Annotated in this window: 14 protein-coding genes and 1 tRNA gene; 12 read left to right on the forward strand and 3 right to left on the reverse strand. The window is 58.0% G+C overall.

Going from position 1 to position 17,478, the window contains the following annotated elements:
* Positions 1-414 precede the first annotated feature (414 nt).
* The 5 genes from ABRP64_RS09805 to mfd all read left to right on the forward strand — a co-directional run bounded on the left by ABRP64_RS09805 (position 415) and on the right by mfd (position 8,087).
* Positions 415-1,356, forward strand: a complete 942-nt coding sequence (locus tag ABRP64_RS09805) for an NAD(P)/FAD-dependent oxidoreductase (protein WP_349866312.1) — start codon at positions 415-417, stop codon at positions 1,354-1,356.
* Between the two features lie 186 nt (positions 1,357-1,542).
* A complete protein-coding gene (locus ABRP64_RS09810) occupies positions 1,543-2,508 on the forward strand; it encodes a DUF4300 family protein (protein ID WP_349866314.1) in 966 nt (321 codons plus the stop codon).
* 484 nt (positions 2,509-2,992) lie between these two features.
* Positions 2,993-3,457 carry a hypothetical protein gene (locus ABRP64_RS09815; RefSeq protein ID WP_349866316.1) on the forward strand — a complete coding sequence of 155 codons (465 nt, stop codon included), beginning with the start codon at positions 2,993-2,995 and terminating at the stop codon, positions 3,455-3,457.
* Between the two features lie 370 nt (positions 3,458-3,827).
* A complete protein-coding gene (locus ABRP64_RS09820) occupies positions 3,828-4,445 on the forward strand; it encodes a TetR family transcriptional regulator (protein ID WP_349866317.1) in 618 nt (205 codons plus the stop codon).
* Positions 4,446-8,087 (forward strand): transcription-repair coupling factor, encoded by a 3,642-nt coding sequence (mfd, locus tag ABRP64_RS09825; protein ID WP_349866318.1) that lies wholly within the window; start codon positions 4,446-4,448, stop codon positions 8,085-8,087.
* 41 nt (positions 8,088-8,128) lie between these two features.
* Here the strand turns inward: mfd and nadC are convergent, their stop codons facing one another.
* From nadC to ABRP64_RS09840, 3 genes are all read right to left on the reverse strand, one after another.
* The gene (gene nadC / locus ABRP64_RS09830) at positions 8,129-9,064 is read right to left on the reverse strand and encodes a carboxylating nicotinate-nucleotide diphosphorylase (protein WP_349866320.1); all 936 of its coding nucleotides are present in this window, start codon (positions 9,062-9,064) and stop codon (positions 8,129-8,131) included.
* Positions 9,065-10,087: a quinolinate synthase NadA gene (nadA, locus tag ABRP64_RS09835; RefSeq protein WP_410756088.1), complete on the reverse strand. Its 1,023-nt coding sequence runs from the start codon at positions 10,085-10,087 to the stop codon at positions 9,065-9,067. It abuts the gene before it with no gap.
* A 129-nt stretch (positions 10,088-10,216) separates the two neighbouring features.
* The gene (locus ABRP64_RS09840; protein WP_284769963.1) at positions 10,217-11,692 is read right to left on the reverse strand and encodes an amino acid permease; all 1,476 of its coding nucleotides are present in this window, start codon (positions 11,690-11,692) and stop codon (positions 10,217-10,219) included.
* Between the two features lie 69 nt (positions 11,693-11,761).
* Between ABRP64_RS09840 and ABRP64_RS09845 the strand changes: the two genes are divergently transcribed.
* From ABRP64_RS09845 to ABRP64_RS09875, 7 genes are all read left to right on the forward strand, one after another.
* Positions 11,762-12,352, forward strand: a complete 591-nt coding sequence (locus ABRP64_RS09845; RefSeq protein WP_296090805.1) for a MazG nucleotide pyrophosphohydrolase domain-containing protein — start codon at positions 11,762-11,764, stop codon at positions 12,350-12,352.
* A 90-nt stretch (positions 12,353-12,442) separates the two neighbouring features.
* Positions 12,443-13,204, forward strand: coding sequence for a lytic transglycosylase domain-containing protein (locus ABRP64_RS09850; protein ID WP_284782436.1), 762 nt, complete (start codon positions 12,443-12,445; stop codon positions 13,202-13,204).
* 92 nt (positions 13,205-13,296) lie between these two features.
* Positions 13,297-14,574: a phosphopyruvate hydratase gene (eno, locus tag ABRP64_RS09855; protein WP_284782438.1), complete on the forward strand. Its 1,278-nt coding sequence runs from the start codon at positions 13,297-13,299 to the stop codon at positions 14,572-14,574.
* 234 nt (positions 14,575-14,808) lie between these two features.
* Entirely contained in the window at positions 14,809-15,369 is a 561-nt protein-coding gene (locus tag ABRP64_RS09860; protein ID WP_284769959.1) for a septum formation initiator family protein, read from the forward strand.
* An 8-nt stretch (positions 15,370-15,377) separates the two neighbouring features.
* Positions 15,378-15,926 carry a DUF501 domain-containing protein gene (locus ABRP64_RS09865; protein ID WP_023026136.1) on the forward strand — a complete coding sequence of 183 codons (549 nt, stop codon included), beginning with the start codon at positions 15,378-15,380 and terminating at the stop codon, positions 15,924-15,926.
* Between the two features lie 9 nt (positions 15,927-15,935).
* On the forward strand, positions 15,936-16,901 hold the full coding sequence (locus tag ABRP64_RS09870) for a Ppx/GppA phosphatase family protein (RefSeq protein ID WP_349866323.1): 966 nt from the start codon (positions 15,936-15,938) through the stop codon (positions 16,899-16,901).
* 41 nt (positions 16,902-16,942) lie between these two features.
* Positions 16,943-17,016, forward strand: a tRNA-Leu gene (locus tag ABRP64_RS09875).
* Positions 17,017-17,478: the final 462 nt, after the last annotated feature.

Genomic DNA, 17,478 nt, shown 5'->3' on the forward strand with positions numbered 1-17,478 from the left:
TACTACGGTGGTCGCCAGCCTCATTCATAAGGGGCCCACCGTCAGTTACAGATACACCACACTAGTGGACGCAACCACACGACGAGGGCGGCCCCAATGAGTAATAACCAGAACCACCACCGCTTTAAAAGCGACTTTTTCACGTTTGCTGATGGAAGTGGCACCGAAGTTTCACGGGAGGGAGACGGGTGAGGAGAGTTGTCCAACGCTTTGGTCTTTCGGAAGAGAGATAATGAGTGTTTTGCCGATGCACACCCCGGCAACGGGCTGTGGTGTGAAGTAGCAATGGTTTAACTAAATCAACCGGTCTGGACATAAGTATGCAAGCGAGCAAGGAAAATCGCCTATGTGTACGAAAGTTGTAGATTGTCTCTTTCCTTGACTTAAAATAAGGTAAGGAAATTGCGATTATTGATGACTCACCAGTGGGGTAGGGAAAAGATTTCTATGAGAGTGGACGTAGTAATTATTGGTGGCGGATTCGCGGGCACTTCTGCGGCTATTACCTTGGCTCGCGCGAATCGGTCTGTCGCGTTAGTGGACTCACATCAACCACGCAATAGGTTTAGCGAGCATTCCCACGGGGTTTTGGGATTTGATTCAGCCTCACCTATTCAAATGCTGGAAAGTGGCCGCCAAGAATTTCAATCGTTTGGCGGAGAGGTTATCCCTGAAACTGCGAAGTCGCTTATGCCTGCTGAGGGCCACTCGCATAGGTGGACAACCGAATTGGAAAGCGACGAGGTGGTCTACTCGCGTCATGTAATCGTAGCTACAGGTATCACTGACAAATTGCCAGACATCCCCGGGCTTGAACAGTTGTGGGGTAACCGGGTCTTTCACTGCCCTTATTGCCATGGTTATGAGGTTAAAAATAAGAACCTGGCCGTTATTGGTGGGAAGAACCCTCCATTTACTTTCCGTATAGCGAAGTTGCTCACTAAGTGGACGGATCGAGTGACTTTCTATCCACATGGGCTGGAGCTTTCCCAGGAAGAAAAACGCCTTATGGAATCGCTAGGAATCACAATTGAACCTAATTTGGTGCAAGGGGTTAGAGAATCTGAACGATTTGATGGCGGCGTAGTACTTGACGTTGGGCAGGAAAAGAAAGAATACGAAGCTTGTTTTACCGGTCCGGAATTTGTTCCCAATGACTCAATACTTAAACAAGCCGGGTGCGCTGTAGAACACGGTTGGGTTAAAGAGGACTCTGGGATGACGTCGCTGGAAGGCGTTTGGGCTGCAGGAAATGTCATAAGCTCCCCAGACCAAATGCCGCAAGCCATGGGTGCTGGAGCTGCCGTTGCCATTAAGGTGGATCAGAAGATGTTTGACGAGGATATTTCCTGCTAATGGATTTACACTTTCGTTGCTCATACCGGAGATTGGGTAGTGGTGGCTTCCCCGCAATGAGCTAATGAAGGCGTACCGAGACGCATTGGGAGTCCTTGCTGCCCGATTTTTCGAGGGGGCTATCTCATGAGGGTCATTTTTCGCTAGCATGTGATGATGCGCTTTTCCTACCTAACTGTCCCTTCCGTGGCAGCGTGTTTGTTATTAGCGGCCTGCTCGAACCCAGATAGTGGTGACACGAATCAGGCTGCGAATGATTCCCATTCGGCGTCGACCTCCAGTGCCGCCGCGCAGTCAAAGGCGGCGAGCGCACAGCACACGGAGATTCCGACCGCAGATAGCGATGCGTCGCAGCTTTTAGCGGGGATGACGATGAGCAATCTCGTCGATAAGCAATCGCAAGAGGTGGCCCGCACTGCGCTTGCCGATGCCGAAGTGCCACAAGAAAGCATCGATGGCTTTTTTGAGCTGGTAGACGAATACAACACTGCCGTACCGACGGACAGCATGGTGGCCGAAGGCTTCGCGGATTACGGGACGCAAGACCCGGAATACGATGTAGAGGCCATTTCAAAGGCGTGGAATGACCACCATGCGGACTATGTGGGTACCAATTGCCGCATCAATACCTTCACCCTGGCGGATTCGCTCTTTTCCGTTGATGATCAGGACAACCCGAATGATTCCTTGTTATTCCTAGATCAACAGTCCCTAGATAATGCGCCGGATCAAATCTTTGATGAAGCCGAGCGCGCCAAGTTTGAGGCTTTCTATGGGAATGTGGAAACTACCATGGAGCAAGATCCCGGACAGCACATCGCCGATATCAAGGCGTATTTTAAAGACCGTGGCATCGAGTTCGCGGATACTGATGCTCGGGTGGTGTCGGTATTTTCGCACGATACCTTGACTGAACCGGCCACGCTTTTTATCGGACATACCGGCGTTGCCGTGCCGTATGAGGATGGCTATCTATTCTTGGAGAAGCTTGCCTTCGACATGCCTTATCAGGCGGTGACGGTGAAGGATATGCAGCAGCTTAATGATTACTTGATGCATAAATACGATGACGGCCCCGATTTGGAATATGGCCAACCCGTGATTTTTGACAATGATGACGTGATAGAAGGAATGCGCTACGCCAAGAAGTAAAAGGGCAGTTTAATCCTGTGTGACAATAATGGACTGCTTCCCGCCTATCCGAACATTAGCTGCATGTTCAGGCGTCAGTGGGGGATATACGAACCTTGGCAACACAATTCCCCTTTTTAAGCGATGCGTGGTCTAAACGACAGGATGTGTTATTGCGGTTGCATCATCACGGGGAAGTAAGCCATCAACCAAATGGCCGTGGCTTATCCCGATTCGTACAAATACCACTTGACACGGTCTTAGCGCATTCTGCGGGGACATCCGCTTTCAAAGGCTTGCCTAATTGCTTTAAGGCAAGCATAACCATCGTCACGCCGTATGTTACTGTGATATATACCTCACATTTTAGGCATACGATAGCTAATGGATATGCCGCTATAGGTATACTCACTAACCGTGTCGAGCTGGAGTTCTCAGAGGCTGGACACCGCCTCCCCAGCAAACGCTGGGAAAACTCACAAGACTCATAAGAAGGGTTGAAGACATGAAATCAAATAATTTCCGCCGCGTTTCCATCGCAGCTGCAACCGCCGCTCTGGGCCTGACCCTGGCAGCCTGCAGCGATGACGGCAGCTCCTCCCCGGTGACCGTCACCGAGACTGCTACACCAGCGGAACAGGGCAACCAGAACAACCAGGATGGTGGCAAGGAAACCGTCACCGTCACCTCTGGTGCAAACGCTAATGCGAATGGTGGCAATGATGGTCAGGGCGGTGGCAACGCTGCCACCAACGACCTGCCCACCGAAATCACCGGTTACTCCGGTGAAGCAGAGCGTGACCTGAACGAAGAGGGTCTGACTAAGGATGAAGTGACTCAGATTTTGCAGCGTGCCCACAACGGCGAAGGCAAGGTCAAGTGGGACAATGACGGCTACTGGGAAGTCGAAGTTGGTGGCGTTGACGTTGACATCGACAAGAACGGCCTGGTCCTTGACGTCGACCGCTAAATAGGTCATTCCGCTTCTGTATTGGCTTTGTGGCTATACAGAGCACTCAATAATTGGTTCTTTTGGGAACCCAGCGAAACCGTCCAATGCGCACGTAGCGCACTGGACGGTTTTCTTTTGACCCTTAACCCGAGACCGCCGAAAGGTGAAAACTAAAAAATCCCTCTCGCTGGCGTTTATGCCTTTAGAGAGGGTTACAAAAATGCTTCCCCACCAGGACTCGAACCTAGAATGGCGGTACCAAAAACCGCAGTGTTGCCGATTACACCATGGGGAACCACAGCGATCGCTGTAGCTATAGCGTACCTGATGCCCCCGGGTAAATAACAAATTACTAGGTAAGGGTGGGGCAAAGGATAGGGTAGAAGGCATGGTTCGACAGAGAATGACCGGACGCGAGCGCCGCGAGCAATTGATTTCCATTGGACGCGCCGCCTTTGCGGAATTGGGGTTTGAAGGCACCAGCGTCGAAGAGATTGCGTCGCGCGCCGGAGTATCGAAGCCGGTGGTCTACGAGCATTTTGGGGGCAAAGAAGGCCTGTATGCGGTGGTCGTGGATCGGGAGATGCTGGCGCTAGAAAAAGTCATCAAGGATTCTTTAGAAGAGGGCAGCTGGCGCGAGCGCATTGAGCAGGCCGTGATGGCACTGCTGAATTACGTCGAGGAAGAAACCGATGGTTTCATCATTCTGGTGCGCGATTCGAAGCCGGGCGAGGAGCGCAGTTTTTCCACGCTGCTCAATTCCGCGGTGGGCCAGGTGGCCTATATCTTGGGCGAGGCCTTTGAGCACCGCGGTATTAATCCGGAGTTAGCCAATATTTACGGCCAGGCCCTCGTGGGCATGGTCTCTACCACGGCACAGTGGTGGTTGGATGAGCGCAGCCCGGATAAACCGGATAAGGAAGTCGTCGCTACGCATATAGTCAATCTATGCTGGAATGGTTTGTCCGGTATGGAAATTAAGCCCAAATTAGGAGGCAGGAAGTAAATGGCGACGCCAATGCTGGCAGGTCTGCTTAAGGTCGCGGCCACGGACCCGAAGCTCAAGGGGCTTGTGGCCAATGTGGGCCAGGACCTGCACATTACGGGTATCGATCAGGCGCGCCCTTGGGCTCTTGGCACCTTGGCCCACCACGCGCCGGTGCTGGCGGTCACGGCCACCAGCCGCGAGGCCGAGGATCTCACCGCGGAGCTTACCGCGATGATGGGCGATAAGGTCGCGATGTTTCCCTCGTGGGAGACGCTGCCGCACGAGCGCCTGAGCCCAGGCGTGGATATCATCGGCAAGCGCGCGCAGGTGCTGCACAACATTGATGACCTGCGCATTATTGTCACGGCCGCGCGCGGGCTGTCCCAGCCCATCCTGCAGGACATCGAGGGCCGTGCCCCGGTGCATCTGGAAGAAGACCACGAATATAACTTCGATGATGTGGTGCGCAGCCTGGAATTTCGGGCGTATAAGCACGTGGACATGGTGGCCAAGCGCGGTGAGTTTGCCACCCGCGGTGGCATTATCGATGTCTTTCCCACCACCTTGGATTACCCAGTGCGCGTGGAATTTTGGGGCGATGAGGTCACCGATATCCGCCAGTTCTCTGTTGCTGACCAGCGCACCATCCCGGAAATTGAGGTCGGCCGCGTCGATATCTTTACCGCCCGCGAGCTGCCGATTACGGATGCGGTAGCGCAGCGCGCGGCCACATTGGCGGCGACGCATACCGGAAACCCGGCGCTGGTGGAGCTTTTGACCAAGGTCAGCGAACATATTCCGGCTGAAGGCATGGAGGCGGTTTTGCCCGTGCTTTCCGATGCCCCAATGATCACCCTTTCCGAGTTCCTCCCCGCCGCCACGCACGTGGTGATGGTGGCGCCGGAAAAGATCAGGCGCCGCGTGGAGGACTTGGAAAAGACCGACGCGGAATTCCTCGCCGCCGGCTGGGAGGCCGCCGCCATGGGCGCGGATGGCCCCTTGTCCACGGAAGGGCTCGATACCGAAGGTTCGAGCTACCGCTCCTTCGAGTCTCTGGAGGTCTCTATTCGCGAGGCCGGCCAGCCGCTGTGGACATTTTCCCCACCGGGCATGTTGGCTGGGCCAGAGGAAGAAACCCTGCCGCTCGAGTTTGAGCCTGGGCCCACCCCGCGCGGTGATATCAAAGAGATCGATGCCATGATGGCCCAGCTGCTGGCGCATACAAACGCTGGCGGGCGTGCGGCATTTATCGCGCCTGCCCAGGGTGCTATCAAGCGCATGGTGGAGCGTTTTGCCGAGCAGGGCATTCGCACCAAGGTGGCCACCCCCGGCTGGGAACCCAGCGCGGGCGAGGTCACCCTGTATCAGGCCCTCAGCCATGCGGGCTTGGTCTTTCCCAAGGTACGCAAGCTTAAAGACGCCGAGGCACTGCCGCTCGTCGTGGTGACGGAAACGGACCTGACCGGTAACCGCGTCGGCGATATTGCGGACGCCAAGCGGCGGCCGGCCAAGCGCCGCAATAAGGTGGACCCGCTGGCGCTCAAGCAGGGCGATTTTGTGGTGCATGAAACGCACGGCATCGGCAAGTTTTTGAAGATGGCCGAGCGCACCATCCAATCCGGCGATGAGACCAGCCGGCGCGAATATATCGTGCTGGAATATGCGCCCTCCAAGCGCGGGCAGCCGGCGGATCAACTGTGGGTGCCGATGGATTCGTTGGATCTGCTCAGCAAATACACCGGCGGCGAATCGCCCCACCTATCCAAGATGGGCGGCTCCGATTGGAAGAACACCAAGAAGAAGGCGCGCGCCGCCGTGCGCGAGATCGCCGGCGAATTGGTGGATCTCTATGCCAAGCGCCAGGCCGCACCGGGACACCAGTTTGCGCCCGATAATCCCTGGCAGGCGGAGATGGAGGATAATTTCCCCTTCGTCGAAACCGAGGACCAGATGCTAGCCATCGACGCGGTGAAAGAGGATATGGAATCCACGGTGCCGATGGACCGCGTGGTCGTCGGCGATGTGGGCTATGGCAAGACCGAGGTCGCCATTCGCGCAGCCTTCAAGGCGGTCCAAGATGGCACCCAGGTCGCCGTCCTGGTGCCCACCACGCTGCTGGCGCAGCAGCACTACGATACCTTTGGCGAGCGCATGGCCGGTTTCCCCGTCAAGATGGCGGTCCTATCGCGCTTTACCTCAAAGAAGGAAGCCACCGAGATCTTTAAGGGGCTTGCCGATGGCTCGATTGACATCGTCGTTGGCACGCACCGCCTGCTGCAAACCGGAGTGCACTGGAAGAACTTGGGCCTTATCGTAGTGGATGAGGAGCAGCGCTTCGGCGTGGAGCACAAGGAACACATCAAGGCGCTCAAAGCCAGCGTCGACGTGCTTACCATGTCCGCGACGCCGATTCCCCGCACGCTGGAGATGTCCATGGCGGGTATCCGCGAAATGTCGACCATTCTCACCCCGCCAGAAGATCGCCACCCGGTTCTGACTTACGTCGGTGCCTACGAGGATAAGCAGGTCGCCGCCGCCATTCGGCGCGAGCTTTTGCGTGATGGCCAGACCTTCTTTATCCACAATAAGGTTTCCGATATTGAAAAGAAGGCGCGCGAACTGCGCGACTTGGTGCCAGAAGCACGCATCGTCGTCGCCCACGGCCAGATGAATGAGGACCTGCTAGAAAAGACCGTCCAGGGATTCTGGGACCGCGAGTATGACGTTTTGGTGTGTACCACCATCGTGGAAACCGGACTGGATATCGCCAATGCGAATACGCTCATTGTGGAAAATGCCCACCACATGGGCTTGTCGCAGCTACACCAGCTGCGCGGGCGCGTGGGCCGCTCCCGCGAGCGCGGTTACGCCTACTTCCTGTACCCCAAGGGCGCCACGCTGACTGAGACCTCCTATGACCGCCTGGCTACCATCGCCCAGAATAATGATCTGGGCGCAGGCATGGCCGTGGCCATGAAAGACCTAGAGATGCGCGGTGCTGGCAACGTGTTGGGCGCCCAGCAATCCGGTCACATTGCAGGCGTGGGCTTCGATCTCTACGTGCGCTTGGTCGGCGAGGCCGTCGAGGCCTTCAAGTCTTTGGCCCGCGGCGAGGCACCCGCGGTGACGGACGAGGGGCCGAAGGAAATCCGCATCGATCTTCCCGTGGATGCCCACATCCCAGAGTCCTATATCGATTCCGAGCGCCTGCGCCTCGAGGTCTACCGCAAGCTAGCGGCCTCGCAGGATAATAAGGATCTCGCGGCGGCGCGGGAAGAAATGGAAGACCGCTTCGGCCCCTTGCCCAAGGAGGTCGAGCGCTTGCTCGCCGTGGCGCGCCTGCGCCACCAAGCCCGCCGCGCCGGGGTGGCAGACATTACCGTGCAGGGAACCCGCGTGAAATTCCACCCGGTCGAGCTGCCGGATTCCAAGCAGGTGCGCCTGAAGCGCCTGTACCCGGGTTCGAGCTTCCGGGCCGCGGCCAAGGCCATCAACGTGCCTTTCCCCAAGGCTGGGCGCAATGTCACCTCACCCAAGCTGCGCGATGAGGAGCTTATCCAGTGGGCCGCGGACTTCTTAAGCGCGCTTTTTGATGTCCAACCCATCAACGTCTCCGGCGAGAAAGCCGGCGCCGGATCAGTCATCAGCGTAGGCGAGTAGCCGATGGGCGCGTAGCCCCTCGGCACATAGCCGATCGGCGCTTAGGAGAAGTCCAGGCCGATATCCAGCACGCGCACCGAGTGGGTGAGGGCGCCGACGGCGATATAGTCCACGCCCGAGGTGCCGTACTCACCGGCGTTCTCCAGCTGCAACCCACCGGAGGCCTCCAGCGCCGTGGTTGGGCTGAGGGCTTGCCGGCGATGGACGGCGGTGTGGACATCGGCAAGCGCGAAGTTATCCAGCAGCACCATATCCGGATGCAGCGGGAGCACTTCGTCGAGCTGATCCAAGGTATCGACCTCGACCTCGCAGGCGATGTCCGGGGCATGTTCGCGCACGCGACGCAGGGCCGTGGCCACGCTGCCGCCCACGGCGAGCACGTGATTGTCCTTAATCATGGCGGCATCGCCCAAGCCCATCCGGTGGTTCGCCCCGCCGCCGGCGCGGACGGCGTATTTCTGCAGCGCGCGCAGGCCAGGCAGGGTCTTGCGGGTATCGCGCACCTGGGCCTGTTTAACGCTGCCCGGCGTCCCCGTGTCCTCTGCTGCTGCTGCGATGGCATCGACCCAACGCCGCGTCTGCGTCGCAATGGCGCTTGCGTGCGAGACCATATTGAGCATGGTGCGCTCAGCGGCTAGCACGAGGAGGGTAGGTGCCTGCACCGTGGCGGTGACCTGGCCTGGGGTAACGCGGTCGCCGTCGGTGGAGTGGAGGGTGATGGTGGGGGTCGGGGCATCGGCAAGCGTGGGGCCTGTAACCACGCCCCACTGGCTTAAGCGCTGGGCGGTAGCGTCAAGAACCTGTTCGATAAGGCCCAAGCCTGCGATGGTGCCGGCCTCGCGCGCGGTGAACTCCGCCGTGCAACGCGCCTCACCCGGCACCGCGGCAAGCGAGGTGTAATCCGGCCCGTAAGCGAAATCCTCATCCAAGCCCGTGGAAATGAGCGCGGAGCAATCCGGCAGGTGCAGGTCTTCCATTTACTCGCCCCCGCCGGGGTTGCCAATGGAAATCATGGCCTCGAGGGACTTGCGCGCCGCGTTTGCGATGTCTTCTGGCACCGTAACCTCATCGGTTTCTTCTATCAGGCAGCGCTCCAGGGTCTCTGGGGTGATCATCTTCATGTACTTGCACTCGGCGTGGTCATTGACGGCCTGGAAATCGATGTCCGGCGCGGCCTGGCGCAGCTGGTGCAGCATGCCGGTCTCCGTGGCAACGAGCACCTTGTTCTGCGGCTGCTTCTGGGATTGGGTGATCATCTGTCCGGTAGAGAGCATGTGCACGCGTTCTTGCGGCACCAAGCCCTCGTTGGCTAGGTACAACGCGGAATTGGAGCAGCCGCACTCCGGGTGGATATATAAGTCCGCGTCCGGGTTATCTTGGGTTTGTTGGGTTAGCTGCTGGGCGCTAATGCCGGCGTGCACGTGGCACTCACCGGCCCAAATGCGGATATTTTCCCGGCCGGTCTCGCGCTTGACGTAGGCGCCCAAGAACTGGTCGGGGCAGAAGAGGATTTCTTTATCCGCCGGCAGCGAATTGACCACGTCGACGGCATTGGAGGACGTACAGCAGACATCGGTCAGCGCCTTGACCTCGGCGGTGGTGTTGACGTAGCTGACCACCAGGGCATCGGGGTGCTCGGCCTTCCATGCGCGCAGCTCATCGGCGGTGATGGAATCTGCCAGGGAACACCCAGCGCGCTCATCGGGGATGAGGACCTTCTTATTCGGAGAAAGAATCTTCGCGGATTCCGCCATGAAGTGCACGCCGCAAAAGACGATGATATCTGCATCAGTTTCCGCTGCCTTGCGGGACAGCGCCAGGGAATCGCCAGTGTGGTGGGCAACGTCTTGGATCTCCGGGATCTGGTAATTATGCGCCAGGATCACCGCATTGCGCTGTTCCGCCAATTCTTTGATCCGCTCCGCCCAGGCCTTTCCTGCCGCGGGGTCCGAACCAGCAGGAGTGGCAGAGGGCATGGCGCTAACATTGGTTTGAGTCACAAGTGCTCCAAAGGTGATAGTCACAGAAATTAGTGGGGTGTTATAACCGTACTAAACTGTCTGTGTTCAAGACCACTTGCGATGCCAGGTGAGTGCACCGACCCAGCCCTTTTGGTGGGGTAGGGAGGACTAGAGCTCCAGCGATCCTTGGGCGAGGCCGACCGCGGCGATGGTGGCGGCCACCAGTACCACGATGACGATTGACCACTCAAATCCATTAAAAAGCTTTTCGCGGCGCGATAGGCGGGTGAGCACGTACGGGATAAGCCCTGGCACTACGGCAAGAGCGCCAAAGAGAATATAAACCGGGTCGGCGGCATAAATTAGCCACAGAGAGTACACAAAGGCCACTAGCGCGATGCCAAAGTGGCGCCGGTTTTCGCGTCTGGGAATATCCGGCCCGGATAGATCGAACCGCGTTCCGGCGTGCGGGTGGGTCACGCCCTTTCCCCGTATCGCTAGCAGCAATAGGTACAGCGAGGAGAAGATATAGGGCAGGAGGTACATGATGGTGGCGAGCTGCACCATCGCGGCATAAGAAGCTTCATTGACGTAAAAGACGACGATGAAGATCTGGATGGCAGTTGTAGAAATCAGCTGGGCTACCCACGGGGCGCCGGCCACATTGATGGTGCCGATGCGGCGGGGGATAAGGCCATCGATGGCCATCATGACGATGGGCTCAGCACACAACATTTGCCAGGAAACGTAGGCGCCGAGGACCGAAAGGCACAGACCGATGGAAATCAGCGCCCCGCCCCACGGGCCGACGACCTCCGTGAGCACCGAGGCCATGGAATTATCCGGCAGCGCGGCTAGCTCTTCTTTCGTCATCACACCAAAACTCAAGGTGGAGACGGAAACCAAGAGTGCAAGCACGGAGAAGAAACCAATGACGGTGGCGCGGCCAACATCGGTGCGCTTAGTGGCCTGCTTGGAATAGACGGAGGCGCCTTCTACGCCGATAAAGACCCAGACGGTAAAGAGCATGATGCCCTGGACCTGCTCAAAGACGCTGGCATTGGAATTTCGGCCCCAGAAATCCAAGGTGAATTTATCCCAGCTAAAGCCGATGAACGCGACTAAGACGATGAAGGCCAAGATGGGGACGATCTTGGCAATCGTGGTCACCAGGTTCATGAATGCGGCTTGCTGCACCCCGCGGGCCAAAACGGCGAAGATGCCCCACGATAGAAGGGAGACGGCGATGGCAGACGGCCATTGGTGGTCGGCATCGAAAAGCGGCAGGTAATGCCCAATCGTATTGAAAAATAAGGTGGCATAGCCCACCTGCGCCATCACCGAGCCCAGCCAATAGCCCCAACCTGAGGTAAAGCCGATGAAATCGCCCAAGCCGGCGCGTACGTAGGAATAGACGCCGGAATCCAAGTGGGGCTTGCGATACGCCAAAATCTGGAAGACAAAGGCAACCGACAGCATGCCGATTCCCGCCACCAACCAACCGATGAGCATGGCACCTGGGCCCGCCACGGAGGAAATATTTTGGGGTAGCGAAAATATGCCCGCGCCGACGGTGGATCCGATAATCAGCGCGACAAGCGTCCACAATGACACCGAGTGGGACTTATTTTGGCTGGAGGTCATTGGCCTAAAGTACCGCGCCCGCCCCGTTAAAGGGAACTTGAGAAAATACACGGGATAGACTTTGTAGCTATGACAGTCCTGTTGCTCGATGAACGCTGGCCCACCATGATTCCCATGCGCGCCTATGGCAGGTTATACGGACCCGTTCAGTTCACCGGGGAAGTGCCGGTATCAGTGCGGTGGAACTTCTCGGATCTACTTAGCGGCGATGATGCCACCGGCACCTTGGTGACCACCGATGAACACGATCCAGAAACCCAGGCGCGCATTGCCACCGGCGAGCAGGTCATTAGGGCTGAGTCGCTTGACGATCCCGTGATGCAGGCGCGAAGCGCTATGGCAACGGCCCGCCGCATCGGCGAATGGGAACGCGAACAGACCCATGAATCCCTCCTGCCGTACTTAGAAGAGGAGGCAGGCGAATTTGCGGCGGCCGTGCGCCAGCGCGCGCCCGAGGAGGAATTGCTCAAAGAGCTAGGGGATATCTTCCTGCAGGTGCTTTTTCACGCCGAGATTTCCACTTTCTCGCTAGACGATGTCGCCGCCAGCTTCGTGCGCAAGATGCGCTCCCGCGCACCATATCTCTTTGACGGAACGGCGGACATAGTAGGCGTAGAAGAACAAAACCGCCTCTGGGCGGAGGGGAAATCGCGGGAGTAAAAGCGACGTCAAAGTCTCAGGGACTTTTACGCTTGGCGGGCGCGTGTAGTTATCCGGCGGGGTGAATTTCACTTAGTAGGATGGCTACTCATGAACAGGCTGCTGCGAACAATCGGGGGCTGCGGACTAGCCGTAGTAATCATCATTGCGCTGGTAATGGGGCTATTTGTGTCAAATTCCGCCGATGATTCTTCGGTTCCCAATGCCACCCCGCCCGTGGGTGGAAAAGAGGTGGCAAATATCGATGTCAACGCGCCGGGACGCACGGCCGATAAGCTAACGCACTGGGCATCGGATTTGGCAGAAAAGACCGATATTCCGCCGCAAGCGCTGCGCGCCTATGGCAACGCGGAACTTATCGCACGGCAGCAGCACCCGGGCTGCAATTTGCGGTGGAATACCCTTGCGGGTCTGGGCTTTGTAGAAACCCGGCACGGTACCTATAACGGCAACTGGTTTAAGTCCTCCAAGTTGGATGACAACGGCTACCCGCAGCCGCCGATCGTCGGCATTACCCTGGATGGCTCTAATAACACCGCGCACACCCCGGATACCGATAACGGCGAAATCGACGGGGATACGGAATTTGACCGCGCGGTGGGGCCATTGCAGTTCATCCCCACCTCGTGGGAGTCCGTGGGCGGCGATGCCAATGGCGATGGCAAGGCCGACCCGAACCAGATCGACGATGCCGCCCTGGGCGCGGCGAACCTCTTGTGCTTTGGTGATAGGGATCTCAGTGACCCGGATCAGTGGGAAGAGGCCATCTTAAATTACAACCAGTCCAGGGAATATCTGGACAAGGTAGCCCACGCGGCCAATGCCTACTCGGTACCGCAACCGGCTCGGTAGCCTCACGCGTGGCGGTTTTCTGGAACAATTGGGCGTGTAACTGAACTAAGTGGCTCAGCGACGAACATCATCTATAAGGAGTGAGTTACAGCATGGCTGGTATCATCCACGCATTTGGACGCGAGATTCTGGATTCCCGCGGTAACCCGACCGTAGAGGCCGAGGTCTTCTTGGAGGACGGCGCCCACGGCGTTGCCGGCGTTCCTTCCGGCGCATCGACCGGTGTGCACGAGGCGCACGAGCTGCGCGACGGCGGCGACCGCTACCTGGGCAAGGGCGTGCAGAAGGCCGTAGAGAACATCAACGAGGAAATCGGCGATGAAATCGCTGGCCTCGAAGCCGATGACCAGCGCCTCATTGACCAGGCGCTCATCAAGCTGGACGGCACGGATAATAAGTCCCGCCTCGGCGCCAATGCCATCCTCGGTGTTTCCATCGCTACCGCTAAGGCTGCGGCCGAGTCCGCCGCGCTGCCGCTCTACCGCTACATCGGCGGCCCAAACGCTCACGTTCTTCCCGTTCCCATGATGAACATCCTGAACGGCGGTTCCCACGCTGACTCTGGCGTGGACGTGCAGGAGTTCATGATTGCTCCCATCGGCGCAGAGACCTTCACCGAGGCGCTCAGCGTTGGTGCTGGCGTGTACCACTCCCTGAAGGCCGTGCTCAAGGACAAGGGTCTGTCCACCGGTTTGGGCGATGAGGGCGGCTTTGCTCCATCCGTTGATTCCACCCGCGCTGCGCTTGACCTCATCGTTGAGGCCATCAAGAAGGCCGGATTCGAGCCGGGCAAGGACGTTGCCCTGGCCCTTGACGTCGCTTCTTCCGAGTTCTACGAGGACGGCAAGTACCACTTCGAAGGCGGCGAGCACACCGCCGAGGAGATGTCCAAGGTCTACGAGGAGCTCATCAACGAGTACCCCATCGTTTCCATCGAGGATCCGCTGCAGGAAGATGACTGGGAAGGCTACACCACCCTGACCGCCGCCATTGGCGATAAGGTCCAGATCGTCGGCGATGACTTCTTCGTCACCAACCCGGCTCGCCTGCAGGAGGGCATCGACAAGAAGGCAGCCAACGCGCTGCTGGTAAAGGTTAACCAGATTGGTACCTTGACCGAGACCTTCGATGCCGTAGAGCTCGCGCACCGCAACGGCTACCGCACCATGATGTCCCACCGCTCCGGCGAGACCGAGGACACCACCATTGCGGACCTAGCTGTCGCCCTTAACTGCGGCCAGATCAAGACCGGTGCCCCGGCCCGCTCCGAGCGCGTGGCTAAGTACAACCAGCTGCTGCGCATTGAGCAGGAGCTTGGCGATGCCGCCGTCTACGCCGGCCGCTCCGCCTTCCCACGCTTCAACGCTTAAGGCCTTGGGATCTAGCCTAGAAGCTGGACTCCGTTAGAAAGTTAGTCCCCGCGGCACCCCGGGAAGGTGTGGCGGGGACTTCCTCGTTGTGCCACTATTTTCTGCGCAGTGTGGCCGCGAAAAGCCTATTGCGCAGCACATGTTCCGAACGCTGAAACCGTCTGAGAAAGTTGGTGAATTTCCGCGCGTGCCACGCCCGTGTTACTGGTGTGGCGGCGCTAGGATAGTAATCCTATGGCACGTGAGAAGAAGACGGAGCGCCGCCGGAGCCGCACCAGGGTTCCGGTGGCCTCGCGTGCTGCGGATATCCGCAAATCCCAGCGGGCGCAGGAAAAGAAGAACCGCAAGCCCGATCGCATGAGCATCGTTGGCATGACCGTCATCGTTGTTTTCGTGCTGGTGGTGCTCGTCATCATTGCGGTGCCGCTGCGCAATTACTACCACGGCCGCTCTGAAATCGCCCGGCTGAATGAATCGATTGCGGCGAAGCAGGATGAAAAAGACGCCCTATTAGAAGAGATCGATAAATATAAATCCGAGGACTATATCAAGCAGGAAGCCCGGCGGCGCTTCGGCGTGGTAGAGCAGGGCGAGACCGCGTACCGCATCCTCGATCCTAATATTCAGCCCGATAACCAGGTCACTACCGATAGTCAGGCGCAGGAAGATTCGCGCCCGTGGTTTGAGGTGCTGTGGGATTCGGTGGCGCAGCCGCCGGAAGAAGAAGCCCCAGCGGGCGAGTCGCAGCACCTGCCGATCGAGCCAGCGCCTGAGGAAAGCGGCGATATGCGATAATTGTTCGCATGACCGTCACTGATGCAGATTTAGCCATCGTCTCCGAGCAATTGGGCCGCACCCCACGCGGCGTGCTGGAGGTATCTTTCCGCACGCCGGATGGCCAACCGGCCGTGATTAAAACCTCTCCCAAGTTGCCGGATGGCACCCCATTTCCCACGCTGTATTACCTCACCGATCCCCGCCTCACAGCGGAGGCCTCCCGGTTGGAGGTCGCCCACGTAATGAAGTGGATGGAGTCCCGCCTGGCCGAGGACAAGGAGCTCGCCGCGGACTATCACCAAGCCCACGAGCATTTCTTAGCCAAGCGCAATGAGATTGAGGACCTGGGCACGGACTTTTCCGGCGGCGGCATGCCGGAGCGAGTGAAGTGCCTGCACGTGCTCATTGCCTATGCGCTTGCCGAAGGCCCTCAGCACTTCCGCCTCGGCACCGAGGCCGTGGCCATGGCGGCCGACCACGGTAAGCTGCGCGGTACGGCGATTCCACAGGATTGGCCCACGGTGGAAGAGCTGGGCATTGACCTGGCGGAGTTCGATTTTTCCAACGCGGAATAGGAGTAAGACATGACTCGCGTGGCAGCGATTGACTGCGGTACCAATTCCATTCGTCTGCTCATTTCTGAGATTGATGAAGACGGCAAGGTGCGCGATATCACCCGCACCATGGAAATCATTCGCCTGGGCCAAGGTGTGGATGCAACGGGTGAAATCGCGCCCGATGCCTTAGAGCGCGTCCGTGTGGCCTTGGAAGGCTATGTGCGCCAGATGAAGTTCGAAAAGGTCACCCGCGTGCGCATGGTGGCAACCAGTGCCACCCGCGATGCAAAGAATCAGCAGGAATTTTTCGATATGACTGCTGAACTTTTGGGCCAGATTGAATCCGGTGCCAAGGCGGAGGTTATCTCCGGCGAAGAAGAAGCACTCCTGTCTTTCAACGGCGCGGTAGCCGATATGGAGCCTGACCGCGGCCCCTTCTGCGTCATTGACTTGGGCGGCGGTTCTACCGAATTCGTCGTGGGTACCGCGGATGAAGAGATTCTAGGTTCGCACTCTGCGTACATGGGCTGTGTGCGCCTGACAGAACGCATCATGCGCACCGACCCGCCCACGGAATCAGAGGTTGAAATCGCCTCTGAATACGTAGCAGAGCGCATGGGCGAGGTGGAAAAGATCGTCCCCATGTCCAAGGCGCGCACCATTGTGGGCTGTGCCGGCACGTTCACCACGCTATCCGCCTTGGCACAGGGCCTAGAGCGCTATGATGCCGATGCGATCCATGGCTCGGAGCTGCGTTTCGATGCCCTGCGGGTGCTGCTCAAGCAACTCGTCAGCATTCCCTCGGAAGAACGCGCCCTCAATCCGGTCATTCACCCAGGCCGCGCCGATGTCATCGGCGGTGGGGCAGTAGCAGTTGAGGGAATCATGCAGCTTATCGAGCGCACTAGTGATGCGCGCAGCTTTTTCATCAGTGAAAAAGACATCCTAGACGGCATCATTGCAGGTCTGGTTAGTGAATCTACCCCTCATTAACTCTTTTTAGGAATAGTGTCCTACACTATTCCTTGCGCCCCGCCCCCATAGCCCAATCGGCAGAGGCAGTCGACTTAAAATCGATTCAGTGTGGGTTCGAGTCCCACTGGGGGCACGCTGTGAAGTCTCGAGACATCGTTCCTATGGTGTCTCGAGACTTTTCGTATGGCTCAGTAACTGAGCCACGCCGCGTAGCGTACGCCGATTCGATCAGTGCAGTCCCCGCCGGTCCGCAGCTCTTTGCCTGCGTCTGCGTCAATGATTTTAGGTTGCACGGTTTTCCGGTTGTTGCTGTCGATAGCAATTCCGACTGCAATGAATGCTGGGATGAAAAACGCGCTAGCTCCCGCCAGCGTCATGATGATTGCTGTGCTGGTGGATATGAGTGTAAATCGCAAGATGTTCCTTTAATCTCGACCGAAGTATGACTGTCTAGGTACTTGAGGATTAGCTCATGAAGTAGGCACCTTTTTAAGCTTATATCGAAGCTACGGATAGTGAATCCTCGGTGTACCTGACTGCAGGTGATGGGCGCCGAAGACTCGATAAAAGGGCAGCAGGAATCAAGGTCGGTAAC

This window comes from Corynebacterium sp. KPL4015 (assembly GCF_040225725.1).
Taxonomy (GTDB): domain Bacteria; phylum Actinomycetota; class Actinomycetes; order Mycobacteriales; family Mycobacteriaceae; genus Corynebacterium; species Corynebacterium rhinophilum.

Excerpts from the sequence above, each read along its gene's own strand:
- ABRP64_RS09845 (WP_296090805.1), top strand. The coding sequence starts at position 11,762 with ATGACAGTCCTGTTGCTCGATGAACGCTGGCCCACCATGATTCCCATG.
- ABRP64_RS09865 (WP_023026136.1), top strand. The coding sequence starts at position 15,378 with ATGACCGTCACTGATGCAGATTTAGCCATCGTCTCCGAGCAATTGGGC.
- ABRP64_RS09870 (WP_349866323.1), top strand. The coding sequence starts at position 15,936 with ATGACTCGCGTGGCAGCGATTGACTGCGGTACCAATTCCATTCGTCTG.
- eno (WP_284782438.1), top strand. The coding sequence starts at position 13,297 with ATGGCTGGTATCATCCACGCATTTGGACGCGAGATTCTGGATTCCCGC.
- ABRP64_RS09815 (WP_349866316.1), top strand. The coding sequence starts at position 2,993 with ATGAAATCAAATAATTTCCGCCGCGTTTCCATCGCAGCTGCAACCGCC.
- nadC (WP_349866320.1), bottom strand. The coding sequence starts at position 9,064 with ATGGAAGACCTGCACCTGCCGGATTGCTCCGCGCTCATTTCCACGGGC.
- ABRP64_RS09820 (WP_349866317.1), top strand. The coding sequence starts at position 3,828 with ATGGTTCGACAGAGAATGACCGGACGCGAGCGCCGCGAGCAATTGATT.
- ABRP64_RS09805 (WP_349866312.1), top strand. The coding sequence starts at position 415 with ATGACTCACCAGTGGGGTAGGGAAAAGATTTCTATGAGAGTGGACGTA.
- ABRP64_RS09860 (WP_284769959.1), top strand. The coding sequence starts at position 14,809 with ATGGCACGTGAGAAGAAGACGGAGCGCCGCCGGAGCCGCACCAGGGTT.
- mfd (WP_349866318.1), top strand. The coding sequence starts at position 4,446 with ATGGCGACGCCAATGCTGGCAGGTCTGCTTAAGGTCGCGGCCACGGAC.
- ABRP64_RS09850 (WP_284782436.1), top strand. The coding sequence starts at position 12,443 with ATGAACAGGCTGCTGCGAACAATCGGGGGCTGCGGACTAGCCGTAGTA.
- ABRP64_RS09840 (WP_284769963.1), bottom strand. The coding sequence starts at position 11,692 with ATGACCTCCAGCCAAAATAAGTCCCACTCGGTGTCATTGTGGACGCTT.